At 67.3% G+C, this 14,002-nt stretch carries 14 protein-coding genes and 1 tRNA gene; 7 read left to right on the top strand and 8 right to left on the bottom strand.

Going from position 1 to position 14,002, the window contains the following annotated elements; all coding sequences use genetic code 11:
* The first annotated feature begins 72 nt into the window (after positions 1–72).
* Complete coding sequence (locus BCY78_RS16595) at positions 73–1,443, top strand: aspartate aminotransferase family protein (RefSeq protein WP_068304148.1); 1,371 nt, start codon at positions 73–75, stop codon at positions 1,441–1,443.
* A gap of 187 nt (positions 1,444–1,630) precedes the next feature.
* Here BCY78_RS16595 and BCY78_RS16590 read toward each other — a convergent pair whose 3' ends face one another.
* From BCY78_RS16590 to BCY78_RS16580, 3 genes are read right to left on the bottom strand one after another with little or no spacing between them, the layout of a single operon-like run.
* Positions 1,631–2,449, bottom strand: coding sequence for a DMT family transporter (locus tag BCY78_RS16590; RefSeq protein WP_068304146.1), 819 nt, complete (start codon positions 2,447–2,449; stop codon positions 1,631–1,633).
* Position 2,450: 1 nt separating this feature from the next.
* Positions 2,451–3,599 (bottom strand): aminotransferase class V-fold PLP-dependent enzyme, encoded by a 1,149-nt coding sequence (locus BCY78_RS16585; RefSeq protein WP_068304145.1) that lies wholly within the window; start codon positions 3,597–3,599, stop codon positions 2,451–2,453.
* A gap of 49 nt (positions 3,600–3,648) precedes the next feature.
* A complete protein-coding gene (locus tag BCY78_RS16580) occupies positions 3,649–4,383 on the bottom strand; it encodes a polysaccharide deacetylase family protein (protein WP_068304144.1) in 735 nt (244 codons plus the stop codon).
* Between the two features lie 110 nt (positions 4,384–4,493).
* Here BCY78_RS16580 and BCY78_RS16575 point away from each other — a divergent pair.
* The 3 genes from BCY78_RS16575 (at position 4,494) to BCY78_RS16565 (ending at position 6,388) form a co-directional block, all read left to right on the top strand.
* Positions 4,494–4,567: transfer RNA gene (locus BCY78_RS16575), tRNA-Gly, on the top strand.
* A 181-nt stretch (positions 4,568–4,748) separates the two neighbouring features.
* Positions 4,749–5,816: a recombinase RecA gene (recA, locus tag BCY78_RS16570; RefSeq protein WP_068304142.1), complete on the top strand. Its 1,068-nt coding sequence runs from the start codon at positions 4,749–4,751 to the stop codon at positions 5,814–5,816.
* Complete coding sequence (locus BCY78_RS16565; RefSeq protein WP_199523173.1) at positions 5,813–6,388, top strand: hypothetical protein; 576 nt, start codon at positions 5,813–5,815, stop codon at positions 6,386–6,388. The genes recA and BCY78_RS16565 overlap by 4 nt, the downstream gene beginning before the upstream one ends.
* Positions 6,389–6,503: 115 nt before the next feature.
* Here BCY78_RS16565 and BCY78_RS16560 read toward each other — a convergent pair whose 3' ends face one another.
* On the bottom strand, positions 6,504–6,926 hold the full coding sequence (locus tag BCY78_RS16560) for a metallopeptidase family protein (RefSeq protein ID WP_083195092.1): 423 nt from the start codon (positions 6,924–6,926) through the stop codon (positions 6,504–6,506).
* Positions 6,905–7,870 carry a helix-turn-helix domain-containing protein gene (locus BCY78_RS16555; RefSeq protein ID WP_068304138.1) on the bottom strand — a complete coding sequence of 322 codons (966 nt, stop codon included), beginning with the start codon at positions 7,868–7,870 and terminating at the stop codon, positions 6,905–6,907. The genes BCY78_RS16560 and BCY78_RS16555 overlap by 22 nt, the downstream gene beginning before the upstream one ends.
* Before the next feature lie 59 nt (positions 7,871–7,929).
* Between BCY78_RS16555 and BCY78_RS16550 the strand changes: the two genes are divergently transcribed.
* The 3 genes from BCY78_RS16550 to BCY78_RS16540 all read left to right on the top strand — a co-directional run bounded on the left by BCY78_RS16550 (position 7,930) and on the right by BCY78_RS16540 (position 10,722).
* On the top strand, positions 7,930–8,655 hold the full coding sequence (locus BCY78_RS16550; protein WP_068304136.1) for an alpha/beta fold hydrolase: 726 nt from the start codon (positions 7,930–7,932) through the stop codon (positions 8,653–8,655).
* 89 nt (positions 8,656–8,744) lie between these two features.
* Positions 8,745–10,070, top strand: coding sequence for a glutamate--tRNA ligase (gene gltX, locus BCY78_RS16545; protein WP_068304134.1), 1,326 nt, complete (start codon positions 8,745–8,747; stop codon positions 10,068–10,070).
* A gap of 70 nt (positions 10,071–10,140) precedes the next feature.
* Positions 10,141–10,722: an N-acetyltransferase gene (locus BCY78_RS16540; protein ID WP_083195091.1), complete on the top strand. Its 582-nt coding sequence runs from the start codon at positions 10,141–10,143 to the stop codon at positions 10,720–10,722.
* 36 nt (positions 10,723–10,758) lie between these two features.
* Here the strand turns inward: BCY78_RS16540 and BCY78_RS16535 are convergent, their stop codons facing one another.
* The 3 genes from BCY78_RS16535 to BCY78_RS16525 all read right to left on the bottom strand — a co-directional run bounded on the left by BCY78_RS16535 (position 10,759) and on the right by BCY78_RS16525 (position 13,867).
* On the bottom strand, positions 10,759–12,660 hold the full coding sequence (locus tag BCY78_RS16535; RefSeq protein ID WP_068304132.1) for a VWA domain-containing protein: 1,902 nt from the start codon (positions 12,658–12,660) through the stop codon (positions 10,759–10,761).
* Positions 12,661–12,760: 100 nt separating this feature from the next.
* Positions 12,761–13,459, bottom strand: a complete 699-nt coding sequence (locus tag BCY78_RS16530; RefSeq protein ID WP_068304216.1) for an NUDIX hydrolase — start codon at positions 13,457–13,459, stop codon at positions 12,761–12,763.
* Positions 13,460–13,468: 9 nt separating this feature from the next.
* On the bottom strand, positions 13,469–13,867 hold the full coding sequence (locus tag BCY78_RS16525; RefSeq protein WP_068304131.1) for a DUF983 domain-containing protein: 399 nt from the start codon (positions 13,865–13,867) through the stop codon (positions 13,469–13,471).
* Between the last annotated feature and the right edge of the window lie 135 nt (positions 13,868–14,002).

The following is a 14,002-nucleotide window of genomic DNA, read 5'->3' as shown; positions in this document are numbered from 1 at the left end:
CGCCCAAGGGGGGCGGGGTTCAACCCCGGGGACAGGGCTGTTAGCCTGCCCCTCGCAAAAGGAGGTGCCGTGATGATGACCAATGACCAGCTTGCCCAATGGGACCGCGAGAGCTTTTTCCACCCCTCGACCCATTTGGGGCAATTCGCGCGCGGTGAGGCGCCGCAGCGGATCGTCACCGGCGGCGAGGGCGTCTACATCACCGACCGCGACGGCAACCGCCTGCTCGACGGCTTCGCTGGGCTCTATTGCGTGAATGCGGGCTACGGGCGGCGCAAGATCACGGATGCAATTGCCAAGCAGGCCGGGGAGCTGGCCTATTACCACGCCTATGTCGGCCACGGGACCGAGGCCTCGATCACGCTGTCGAAGATGGTCATGGACCGCGCGCCTGCGGGCAAGTCGAAGGTCTATTTCGGTCTTGGCGGTTCGGATGCCAATGAGACCAACATCAAGCTGGTCTGGTATTACAACAACATCCGGGGGCTGCCGCAGAAGAAGAAGATCATCTCGCGCTGGCGGGGTTATCACGGCTCGGGGCTGATGTCGGGCTCGCTGACGGGGCTCGAGCTGTTCCACCGGAAGTTCGATCTGCCTCTGGGTCAGGTCGTCCATACCGAGGCGCCCTATTTCTACCGTCGCCCCGATCCGGCGATGTCCGAGGCCGATTTCACCGCCTGGCTGCTCGCCCAGCTGGAGGCGCTCATCGAGCGCGAGGGCCCCGAGACCATCGCCGCCTTCATCGGCGAGCCAGTGCTGGGCACGGGCGGCATCGTGCCGCCGCCCGCCGGTTACTGGGAGGGGGTGCAGGCGATCTTGTCGAAGCACGACATCCTGCTGATTGCCGACGAGGTGATCACCGGCTTCGGGCGGTTGGGGACGATGTTCGGCTCGGACCATTACGGAATGAAGCCGGATCTGATCACCATCGCCAAGGGCCTGACCTCGGCCTATGCGCCTTTGTCCGGGTCCATCGTCGGTGACCGGATGTGGCAGGTGCTGATGCAGGGCACGGATGAGAACGGGCCGATCGGTCATGGCTGGACCTATTCCGCCCATCCCATCGGCGCGGCGGCCGGGGTGGCCAATCTGGAGCTGATCGACGAGCTGGGGCTGGTCGAGAACGCCGCGACGGTCGGGGCCTATTTGCGGGCCAAGATGACCGAGGCTCTGGGCGATCATCCCAATGTCGGCGAGATCCGCGGCGAGGGGATGCTCTGTGCGGTCGAGCTGACCTCGGACCGCGCGACGCGGGCGGGCTTCACGCCGGTGGCGAGTGTCTCGGGCAAGGTGGTTGCGGGGATGGTGAAGCGCGGGGTGATTGCGCGGGCGATGCCGCAGGGCGACATCCTCGGCTTCGCACCGCCCCTGTGCCTGACCGAAGGGGAAGCGGACGAGATCGTCCGGGTGACCGCCGAGGCTTTGCGCGAGGTGTTGGGCTGAGCCTGCGCGGAGCCGCGCATGGACGACGCGCGCGGGGGCGTTCCAAAGGGCGATCCCCGCGCTTTATGTCTGCCAGACCCGGATGACCTCGCCGCGTGGCGCCCAGCCCGGCCAAATCGCCGCCGCGTGGGGGCGCGTCGGCGATGCGCGGCGGCCTTCGGCCTTGGCTCCGCGCGGGTGCGGGGATCTAGCGCCGCGCCGGCACCATGGCCAGCGCAACCCCGGCCAGCACCACCGCCGAGGCCGCCATCGCCCCCGCGCTCAGGCTCTCGCCCAGCATCAGGGCGCCTGCGACGATGGCGATGATCGGCACCGTCAGCTGCGCCACGGCGGCCCGCGCTGCGCCCAGCTGCGGCAGCACCGCGTACCAGAGCGCATAACCCAGCCCCGAGGTCACCGCGCCCGAGAGCACCGCCAGCGCCAAACCCTTGCCGGTGAAGTCGCCAAACTCGGCGGGCAGGCAGGCCAGCACAACCAAAGGCGTCGCCAAAAGGAAATTCGCCGCCGTCGCCTTCAGTGGGTCCTTCGCCCCGCGCCCGGCCAGCGAGTAGAGGCCCCAACCGACCGCCGCCACAGCCATCGCCAAGGCGGGCAACAGCGCGGGCACAGCGCCCGTTCCCGGCAGCAACAACGCCGCCAACCCGGCCAAGGCCACGCCTGCGCCGATCAGACGCCGCACGGGGACCGCGTCGCCGCCGACCAAGGCGCCCGCCAGCATCGTCACCTGCACCCCGGCAAAGAGGATCAGCGCGCCGATGCCCGCGTCCAAGGCCACATAGGCCAGAGAGAAGCCGACGAGGTAGAGCGTCAGCCACAGGGCCGGCAAGAGGTTCGCACGCGTGGGCCGCGCGCGGGCCAAGAGCCCCAGAACCACGGCCCCGGCGACCACGCGGATCAGCGCGAAGGGCAGGGCCTCGATCAATCCCGCGCCCACGGCCAGCCGGTTCAGAATGGAGTTCGCCGCGAAGGCGACCATCACCAAGGCCGTGAGCGCGATCAGGCGCATGTCAGAGGTCGTTGCCCGGCTGGTCCAGCGCCACCGCCTTCAGCGCGGCATCAAGCCGCGACAGCGTGCCGGGAACGTCCTTCAGCTTGTCCAACCCGAAGAGGCCGATGCGGAAAGTGCGGAAACCCTCGCCCTCGCCGACCATCAAGGGCACGCCCGCGGCGATCTGGTAGCCCGCGGCGGCGAAAGCCGAGCCGTTCTGCAGCTCGGGACGCTCGGTGAAGCACACGACGACGCCCGGCGCGCCATAGCCTTCCGCCGCCAGCGCCGGATAGCCATAGGCCGCCAGCAACGCCCGCGCGCCCTTGCCCAGCGCGAATTGCGCGGATTTGGCGGCGTCGAAACCCATCTCCTTGGTTTCCATCATCGCATCGCGGAACCCGGCCAGCGCATCCGTCGGCAGGGTCGCATGATAGGCGTGACCACCGTCCTCATAAGCCTTCATGATCGCGCGCCATTTTTTCAGATCCAGCGCAAAGCTGTCCGAGGTGGTGGCCTCGAGACGCGCCTCGGCGCGCGGGCCCATGACCACGATGCCCGCCGAGGGCGAGGCGCTCCAGCCCTTCTGCGGGGCCGAGACCAACACGTCGACACCCAGCGCCTTCATGTCGACCCAGGCGCAGCCCGAGGCGATGCAATCGAGCACCATCAGCGCACCGACCTCATGCGCGGCATCGGCCAGCGCCTTGATGTAATCGTCGGGCAGGATCATGCCGGCCGCAGTCTCGACATGCGGGGCGAAGACGGCTTCCGGCTTCTCGGACAGGATCTTCGCGGTGACCTCTTCGATGGGCGCCGGGGCGAAGGGCGCCTGCGCGCCGTTACCCGAGGGGCGGGCCATCATCACGTCGGTGCCCTCGTTCAGGTGGCCGGCGTCGAAAATCGCGCTCCAGCGGAAGCTGAACAGGCCGTTGCGCACGACCAGACACTTGCCGCGGGCGAACTGCCGGGCAACCGATTCCATCGCATAGGTCCCGCCGCCGGGCACCAGCGCCACGGCCGAGCCGTTGTAGACCTCTTTCATCACCGCCGAGATGTCGGTCATCACGCCCTGAAAGCGCTTCGACATGTGGTTCAGCGACCGGTCGGTAAAGACGACCGAGAACTCGTCCAATCCACCAGCGTCGATATGGTCATGGAGGGCGGGCATCGGGGGGCTCCGTGTTTGGGATTCGGCCCAAGGGCCGTCGACGCGCACCCTAGGGTGTGGGGGCGGAGGACGCAATTCCGGGCTCGATACCACCCGCGGCAAGCAGCTCATTCAGCGTGACCAGCCGAAAGCCCCGTGCGCGCAGGCCGTCGATGATGGCCGGCAGGGCCTCACGCGTTGCGGCGCGCGAGGGGTAGAGCGCGTGCAGCAGGATGATGGAGCCGGGGCGCGCCTGCTCGATGGCTGCGCGGGCGATGCGTTCGGGCCCGGCATTGGGGTCGCTGTCGGGCTCCACATCCCACAGGATCGTCAGCCGGTTCTGTTCCGCCAGCACCCAGGGCAGCACGAACAACCGCTTGCCATAGGGCGGGCGGAAATGGAGCGGCCCGGTCTCGCCCGCGGTGCGCAAGGCTGCGTCGGTGCGTGCGAGCTCGGTTTCCACGACAGAGGGGCGGACCAGCACCATGCGTTGATGGCTGAACGAGTGGTTGCCCAACTGGTGCCCGGCGGCCGAAAGGGCGGCGGCCTCGGCGGGATGGGCTTCGATCTCGCGCCCCGTCAGAAAGAAAGTCGCGCGGACCCCTCGGCCCGCCAAAACGCCGAGGAGAGCGGCAGTCTGCCCCTCGGTCGGGCCGTCGTCGAAGGTCAAGGCGACGAGGGGCTGATCGGTCTCCACGCGCGTCACCAAGGTGCCGAACAACTGATAGCTGCGCGAGCGTGACAGCTGCCATAGCCCCGCCGAGAGGGCGGCCAGCATTAGGACAAGGATCAACAGACGGCGCATGTCCGCAGTGTTGCGTCAAGCGGGCCTTGCGTCGAGTCACGCTGGCGTCACCGGCATCCCGGATCGCCCCTTGCCGATCCTCGCGCAAGGCGCTATCCCATCCGCACCTGGCGGGTATGGTGTAGTGGTAGCGCCTCAGCCTTCCAAGCTGATGGGGCGGGTTCGATTCCCGCTACCCGCTCCAGGTTTTCCCCGAAATCGACACGATCCGGCGCCCATGGGTGCATTTCTCAACCTCTTGTTAACCAAGTGGGCGCAGAACGGACCTTGCAATGTTCTCTTTTTGTCCGCATATTGGCGCGAACAAGACAAGAACAAATGCGTTATTGCCGCCCGGAACGGGCCGTGAAATAAGGGGTCAAACCATGGCAACGGCGAGCCTACTCGACATGCAGGACAAGCGCGCACAAGACAAGCAGAAGGCGCTCGACTCGGCGCTGGCGCAGATCGAACGGCAGTTCGGCAAGGGCTCGATCATGAAGCTCGGCGCCGACAACCCCGTGGCTGAGATCGAGGCGACCTCGACCGGTTCGCTGGGCCTCGACATCGCGCTGGGCATCGGCGGCCTGCCGAAGGGCCGGATCATCGAGATCTTTGGCCCGGAAAGCTCGGGCAAGACGACGCTGACGCTGCATGTCATTGCCGAGGAACAGAAAAAAGGCGGCATCTGCGCCTTTGTCGATGCCGAACACGCGCTGGACCCGCAATATGCGAAGCGCCTTGGCGTGAACCTTGATGAGCTCCTGATCTCGCAGCCGGACACCGGTGAGCAGGCGCTTGAGATCGTCGATACGCTGGTCCGTTCGGGCGCCGTCTCGGTGGTCGTGGTCGACTCCGTCGCCGCGCTGACGCCGAAATCGGAACTCGAAGGCGACATGGGCGACAGCAGTGTGGGCGTGCATGCCCGCCTGATGAGCCAGGCCATGCGCAAGCTGACGGGTTCGATCGCGCGCTCGAATTGCATGGTGATCTTCATCAACCAGATCCGCATGAAGATCGGCGTGATGTTCGGCTCGCCTGAGACGACGACCGGCGGTAACGCGCTGAAATTCTATGCCTCGGTGCGTCTGGACATCCGCCGCATCGGCTCGGTCAAGGACCGCGATGAGGTGGTCGGCAACCAGACCCGCGTGAAGGTGGTGAAGAACAAGGTCGCACCGCCCTTCAAGCAGGTCGAGTTCGACATCATGTATGGCGACGGGATTTCCAAGACCGGCGAGCTTCTGGATATCGGCGTGAAGGCCGGTGTCGTTGAGAAGTCGGGTTCCTGGTATTCCTACGGTGATGAGCGGATCGGGCAGGGGCGTGAGAACGCCAAGAGCTACCTGAAGTCGAACCCGCAGGTCGCGTTCGAGGTCGAGGACAAGATCCGCGCCGCGAACGGCCTCGATTTCCAGATGAACGAAGGCGACGATTCGCTGGTGGACGATTGACCGACACCGGCGGAACCATCGCCCATGTGACGCGGGAAGAGCTGGATGCAGCTCTCCCGCAGGTGCTTGCAGCGCCCAAGGATGGCGCCGCGATCGAGATGCTCTGCCTGCGCCCGCAGCGCAACCAGCGCGCTTTCGTCGATGAGCTTACGGTCACCCAAGCCGAAGGCATCCCCGGCGAGCGCTGGTTATGCGAGCCCTGGCTCCGCCTTGAGGATGGCAGCCCCCATCCGGGTATTCAGATCTGCATTGTGTCCAAGCAGGTGCTGGATCTCGTCTGGCGCGACCGCGAGAATGTCGTGCATCCGGGCGATACCTTCACGGTAGACATGGACCTCGGCGAGGCCAACTTGCCCGAAGGCACCTTGCTTCAGGCCGGGACAGCCGTCCTGCGGGTCAGCGAAGTCTTCAACGACGGCTGCGTGAAGTGGAAGGTTCGCTACGGCGCCGCGGCCAAGGACTGGCTCGTCGCGCCCGGAAACCTGACGCACCGTCTGCGCGGCATCCTGTGTAGCGTGGAGCAAGACGGCGTGATCCGGAATGGCGATCGCCTGACCAAGATCGCCGGATAAGCCACCGAGGCTGCCCCGTCCAGCGGACGGCGGCGCGTCAGCGCGCGCCGGCCGCCTTACCCCCAACGGGAGGGGGCGCATCTTCGATGCGGCGGCGACGGGCGGGAGCCTCGCGTCACTCCCACCAGCGGTCGATCCGGGCGATGTCCTCGTCCGACCAGCCAAGGTGATGCGCCAGTTCATGCACGAAGACATGCGTCACCAGAGCGCCCAGCGTGACATCGGCGCGGGCGGACCATTCATCAAGGATCGCAGCGCGGAACAGCCAGATCATGTCCGGCTGCTGCGCGACATCCATCACCGATTTCTGCGTCAGCGGGATACCGTCATAGAGACCGGTCAGCTCAAGCGGGTCATCCACCCCCATCTCCGCCAGAACATCATCGCTGGCGACCTCCTCGACCTGCACGAAGATGTCCTTCGCGGCGACATCGAAAGGCGCCGGCAGATCGGCGCGGGCCTGTTCAGCCAAGAGGGCGATGTCATCGAGGCTGGGCGCGCAAATATCTGACCAGCTCACCCCTCGCCCCTCCGCCATGCCCCAGGCGCCACGCCATAGGCCGCGCGGAACGCTCGCGAAAACGGCGCCGCATCGGTGTAACCGACCGCCAAGGCGACCTCACCCACGGGGACCGAGGATTGCGCTGGGTCGCGCAGCATCTGCGCGGCCATGGTAAGCCGCTCTCGGGTAACCGCGGCGGCGAAACCGTCGTCGTCACGCGCCAGCAGGCGCTGGACTTGCCTGATGGAAAGTCCCAGCTCCGCCGCACAATCGCTCAAGCCCCAACCGGCCCGCGTGGCGTTCCTCCGGATCGAGGCCCTAATACGCAGAAGGGGCCCGGCAGAGGGCGAAAGATCAGTCTCGTCGTCTGCTGCCAAGCCGACCAAGGTCAGCAGGACAGCATGCAAGCCATCGACCGAAACGCCGCGCTCGGCGCCTTCGGTCAAGGCCAGGGCGGCCTCGCTCAGCAAGCGGCCATAGACCGGATGGTCCGACAAACGGTGCGGGCCGGGCGCGAAATCCACGGGCACCAGCCGCTTGGGCAGCAAGAGCGATGCCACCCGCAGACCCGCGCGGCGGGAATGGTCCAGCGTGAATATGCGGTCGCTGTCGAACAGGCCGACCTCGCCGGGGTGCAGATCCAGACGCTTCCCGGCCTGTTCTATCCCGCAGATGCCGTCGAACTGCAGGTTCACGTACCAGCACGGCTCAGGCGACGCGGCGATGTCTGCGCGGGTGCGGATCACCTGATGTGCGCGGGCCGAGACATGGTTCAACGCCCCCGCCGGCATGGCATGGGACCGGACGACGGAACGGAAGCCCGCCCGCGCCCCGTGCGACAATTCCGGCGACAGGGGCGTGAAGGCGGCGCAGATCCCTTCGCGGTAATACTCGAAGGCCTCGGGCGCGGGCACGTCGCTGGTGTCCCAGATCCGGGGCGGCATGGCGGTTTCGGTCAAGGCGCTGGCGCGTTGGGTCATGGCGCAAAGGATGGCGTGCGGGCAGGCTGGCGTCTAGTCATGCTTTAGGGAGGAAGCCCATGACCACCTACGTTCTCGTCCATGGCGCCTGGCACACCGGCACCGAATTCGAACCCGTGGCCGACGCCATCCGTGCCGAGGGTCATACCGTCCATTGCCCGACGATTGCGGGCAACCGGCCCGGCGATAGCAAGGAGATCGGCCTCGATACGGCGGTGACCTCAATCGTCGATTACCTTGCGGATAACGCGCTCACCGATGTCGTGCTTCTGGGCCATTCCTATGGCGGCATGGTCATCACCGGTGTCGCCGACCGCGCGCCCGAGAGGATCCGGCGGCTGATCTATTGGAATGCCTTCGTGCCGAATGATGGCGAGGCATTGAATGACCTCGTGCCGCCGCATTACGTCGCGCTTTTCGATGCCGTCTCGCAGGCCAGCCCCGACAATTCGGTGATGCTGCCCTTCCCGATCTGGCGCGAGGCTTTCATCAACGACGCCGATCTGGCGTTGGCCGAGCAGGCTTTCGGCGTGCTGAACCCGCATCCCTATGCGACCTTCACCGACAAGATCGCGCTGTCGAAGAACCCGGCCGAGATGGAATTGCCGAAATCCTATCTCTATTGCACCGAGGATTGCGCGCTGCCCCAAAGCCTCGGCTGGCATCCGCGCCTGTCCGAGAAGCTGGGCCTGTTCCGCCTCGTCTCGATCCCCGGCAGCCATGAGCTGTGCTTCACCGATCCTGCCGCTTTGGCCGCGGGCATCCTGAAAGCCGGGCGCGACTGACACGCAACCCCGCCTTGCGTTGGGCAAAACGGCGCGGAACTGGACAAATCGCGGGCCTTGCGGCATGAGAACGCCAACAGGAGATCACGATGACCGTCACCCGTTTCGCCCCGTCGCCCACCGGCTACCTGCATATCGGCAACCTGCGCACGGCGCTGTTCAACTACCTGATCGCGCGCAAGACGGGCGGTCAGTTCATCCTGCGCCTCGACGACACCGATCAGGAGCGCTCGAAGCAGGAATATGTCGACGGGATCAAATACGATCTCGAATGGCTGGGCCTGACCTGGGACCGGATCGAGCGTCAGTCCGAACGTCTGGACCGCTATGCCGAAGTGGCCGACCAGCTGCGCGCCTCGGGCAAGTTCTACGAATGCTTCGAAAGCCCGACCGAGCTGGATCTGAAGCGCAAGAAGCAGCTCAACATGGGCAAGCCGCCGGTCTATGACCGCGCCGCGCTGGCCCTGACGGAGGCTGACAAAGAGAAGCTGCGGGCCGAGGGTCGTGAGGGCTATTGGCGCTTCCAGCTCGATCTGGAGCGGATCGAGTGGAACGACGGTATTCTGGGCGACATCTCCATCGACGCGGCTTCGGTCTCGGACCCGGTGCTGATCCGCGCAGACGGGCAGGTGCTGTACACCTTTGCTTCGTCGGTCGACGACACCGACATGGGCGTCACGCATATCGTGCGCGGTGGCGACCATGTGACCAACACCGCGACGCAGATCCAGATCATCAAGGCGATCGGTGGCACGCCGCCGTCCTTCGCGCACCACTCGCTGCTGACCGGCGCGCAGGGTGAGGCGCTGTCGAAGCGTCTCGGCACCCTGTCGCTGCGCGATCTGCGGGCGCAGGGCGTGGAGCGGATGGCGCTTCTGTCGCTGATGGCGCGTCTGGGCTCGTCCCAGCCGGTCGAGCTGCGGGCGAACCTCGACGAGATCGCCGAGGGCTTCGAGCTGTCGCAATTCGGCTCGGCCCCCACGAAGTTCGATGCCGAGGATCTGTGGCCGCTGACCCGCGCCCATGTGCAGGCGCTCCCGGTCGAGGCCGTCGCCGACCACCTCACCGCCATCGGTGTCCCGGCCGAGATCGCGCCGGCCTTCTGGGACGTGGCCAAGGCCAACGTCACCCGCATCGCCGATGTGGACCAGTGGTGGGCTCTGTGCCGCGACGGGGCCGAGCCCAAGGTCGCCGAGGAAGATGCCGAATTCATCGCCGAGGCCTTCAAGATGCTGCCGCCGCCGCCCTATGGCGCGACCGCCTGGTCGGACTGGACCAACGCCGTGAAGGCCGCGACGGGCCGCAAGGGCAAGGGTCTGTTCATGCCGCTGCGCAAGGCCGTGACCGGCATGGATCACGGGCCGGACATGTCGGCGCTGATGCCGCTTCTGCAGAAAGTCCCGGGCCGCGGCTGATCCCGCGCCCTGACGACACGTTGCGCCGCCCCTCATCCGGGCGGCGCTTTTCATTCGACCGGAGGCCCCGATGGACAACGCCGCTCTCTGTCGCTCACTGGCCCGCGCGCTGATCGATGACCCGTTCTACCGCGCCGTCAGCGACGCCGCGCGGGACGAGGAACACCGGGTCGAGCTGCTGGCGCGCTACATGGCCCCCTCGCTGGTGGAATCCGAGGCGGTGGGCGAGGTGCAGCGCGCCGGCGACATGGCCGCCGCCCTATGGCAATTGCCTGAAGCTGGGCCTGAGGCCTCGGGCCGTGCGGCGAAGGCGAAGAAGGCGACCTTCCTGCGCGAGGTCGGCCCGGAATGCCTGTCCGCCTATGAGGCCGTCTGTGCCGAGATGGTCGCCCGCACGCCCGAGGCGCTGGCAGAGGCGTGGTATCTGTCGATCCTCGGCACGGCGCCCGAGGCGCGCGGGCAGGGTCTTGCCGCTGGATTGCTGGCGCGGACCTTGGCGCGGGCGGATGCGGCGCGGGCGGTGAGCTATCTTGAGACGTTCAACCCGCTCAGCCTGCCGTTCTACACGCGCATGGGCTTCACCGAGGCCACGGCGCTGCATGAACCGGTGACCGGTCGCGATTATTGGCTGCTGGTCCGTCCCGCGCGCTGAACGGAAAAGGGCCGGTCCAGCGACCGGCCCTTTCCCTTACTTGTCCGCAGCCGGCGCCGCCGGAGGGGCAGGGGGCACGAAGCCCGGCACCACGGTGATCGGCCGGGTGGCGATGATGCCCCGGTTGCCGCGCATGTCCTCGGCGATGAAGCGGAGGCGATAATCGCCGGGCTGATCGGGCAGCATGAAGCTCACGCTGGTCTGCGCCGGATCGAGATAGGCATAGGCCAGCTCGCCCCCCATCTCGGTCTGCGCGGCGGGCACCAGTTCGATCCAGTTGCGCGACAGGGCAGGGCCGGTCCATTGCACCGTCAGCTCCGTCGCCGGACCCACCCGCTCGGGCGCGGTCAGGCTGGCCACGGGCGGCGAGACCTGCAGCGGGCGCGTGATGGCGGCATAGCGCCCCTCGGGACCTTCGACGATGTAGCGGATCTCGTAGTCGCCCTCGGGCAAGGGGGCGATCAGCGCCAGCGGATTGCCTTCGGTCACATAGGCATCGGCGGCGGCGGCATGGGTCCGCGTCGCGCCGGCTTCGATGATGTCGATGTAATCGCCCTCGGCCTGCGGGCCGGTCCAGTCGATGGCGATCGGGCTGCCGGCAGAGATGACGTCGGGCGCCGACAGCGAATAGGTCAGGTCCCCGACCTCGAGCGGTTGCACGCTGAGGACGCGGGGATCCTGGCCCTCGACGGCTTCGACATAGCGCAGATCATAGGCGCCGGGCGTGGCCGGGGCCTGAATGCGGACCTGCGTCGCGCCGGCCAGCATCGTGAAGCTCTGCGGCTGGTGTGTCCGGGTGGCGCCGCGCTCGACGATGTCGATGTAGTCGCCTTCGTTCAGCGGGCCGTTGACCGCCACGTCGATCCAGCTCAGCGCCGGGGCCGAGACGGGGGCGGTGAGCGTCGCTTCGGGCAGCGGGGTCTCGAAGGGGCGGGTCAGCTGCGGCTCTTCGGGATTGGTGCCCGCGACGAAGCCGGTCTCGAAGCCATAGTCGAATTCGGCATCCGCGTTGAAGAGATGGCAGCGCGCTTCCTCGATGAAATACGAGCCTTGGGGCTCGTATTGCCAGATCGTGCACTGCGCGTCGTCGGCACAGGCCTGTTGGCACATCTCGGCGGTGCCATCAGCGGGGAAACTGATCTCGGCCGGTTGGGCGGCGCCGGTGCCGCGGCTGCGGCCCGTGGGCGACAGTTGCAGGTCCCGCTGGAAGGCCGGGCCGGGATACCAGGGGCCGGGGGCAGCGGCGGGCTCGACGGTCAGGGGGTCGGGCTCCGGCTGCGGCGCGGGTGCCGGTTCCGGGGTGGCGAGGGTCTGGGTCAGCGCCTCGGTCAGGGCTTCCGCGTCATCGGCCTGGAAATAGCGCCCGCCGGTTTCCTCGGCGAGGCAGGCGACCTGCGCGCCTTCCTCCTCGCTGAGGCCGAAGCCCACGACATGCGCGGTGAAATCGACGCCCGAGGCCTCCAGCTCTCGGGCCAGGGCGCAGGGGTCGGCCTCGCAGGTTTCGATCCCGTCAGTGACCAGCACTACGGTCGCCGGATCCTCGGAATGGCGCAGCACCTCGGCGGCGCGGCGGACAGCGTCGGTCAGGGGCGTGCGGCCCTGAAAGCGCATCGTATTGACGCGCTCGGCGATCTGCGAGGCCGAGCCTGCGGCGGGCTCGACCATCACTTCGATGTCGGAGCAATCGCCCCGGCGACGGTGGCCATAGGCAATCAGGCCCAGCGTCGCGTCGGGGTCCATGCCGGCAAGGACATCGGCCACCACATCGCGGGCGATCTCCAGTTTCGGGATGCCGTCGATCTGCCCCCACATGGAGCCGGAGCCATCCATGACGATCATCGTGCGGGGGGTGATGGGGGTGGTCTGCGCGAGGCCGGCTTGAGCCGAGGCCATAAGGAACAGCGCGGGCCAAGCGGCCCGCAGAGGGTAATGCACCATGAGAAAAGTCCTGACGATAGAAAACCGGAAAGTTGTGCCTCCGGTTTCACCCTCGCGCAAGAGGGCATCACGCGCTCGTTAGGGGCCGTCAGTAAGCCCGTCAGGCGATCCGGCGGAAGATCGACTCGGCGCCGGAATTGTCGAAGAACGGCACGCTCTCCTGCCCGCCTTCGCGCAGGATTGCCTCGGCCTCGGCCAGCACGACCTCGGTGATGAAGGGCAGATCCAGCTTCCGGGCCTCGGCCAGTTCGATCCAGTGCAGGTGGCTCAACTCATCCGTCGCGCGCGAGAAATCGTCGAGGTCCCCCGCCACGCCCGAGGCATCGGCAAGGAAGAACCGCGCATCGAAGCGGCGCGGGCGGCCCTTGGGCGTCACGGCGCGGAACAGGAAGCGCAACCCGTCCGCGGCGGGCAGCAGGCCGGCCTTGGCGAAATCGGCCCAATCGGGTGCGATATTGCCGGGCCAGTCACCGGGGCAGCCCAGCATCAGGCCGGATTCCTCCCACAGCTCACGCAGGGCAGCGGCGGCCATGGTCTGCGGAGAGGGCGCCGTCTCGGTCACCGGCAGCTGCGCGAGGCGGCGGACCTCCTGCTCGGGCAGGGGGCGGCCCAGCGTCACATGCGCATCCGAGGGATCGACCGCGCCGCCGGGGAAGACGTATTTCGACGGCATGAACACCGCACCCGCCCCGCGCTGGCCCATCAGGACACGCGGGGTGTCGGTCTGCGTGTCGCGCACCAGCACGATGGTGGCGGCGTCGCGGATCGGCACGACGGGGGCGTCGACGGTGTCTGCCATGCTCATGGATCAGCGGCCGTCGTCGAAGCCGTGCATCCGGCGCGACCATTGCAGGGCCACCAGCGCGCCCTTGAAGCGCGGCAGAAGATACAGCGCCATGCCGAGGGCCACGGCCCAGCACAGGGCGATCATCACCCAAGGCTCCGGCCGGAAGGCGAGGAACACGGCGAGGTAGATCGCCATGATCACCTTGCCGACCACGAGGATGGTCAGATAGGCGGGGCCGTCGTCCGCCCGGTGGTGGTGGAACGCCTCGCCGCAATCGGGGCAGGCATCGGCCACTTTCAGGTAGCCCTTCATCATCCGGCCCGTGCCGCAATGCGGGCAGCGGCGCGACCAGCCGCGGCGCAGCGCCGGGCCCAGCGGGCGGTCGTCGACGGGTTCGGTGGAGGTCACGGTCATCGTCATGGCTTGGTCCTGTCTGCCGCAATCGGGCGGCTTTGTTCCGGGGAGGGCCGCTTTGCGGCAGACCAACGGCTCTCGCGGATCCGGAACTCTGTCGGATCCGACGGGCCACCGTCACTGTTCGGGGTCGGGCTCAAA

The sequence above is a fragment of the Pararhodobacter sp. CCB-MM2 genome (assembly GCF_001691415.1).
Lineage (GTDB): Bacteria > Pseudomonadota > Alphaproteobacteria > Rhodobacterales > Rhodobacteraceae > Pararhodobacter.
This window is presented reverse-complemented; position numbering and strand designations above follow the sequence as displayed.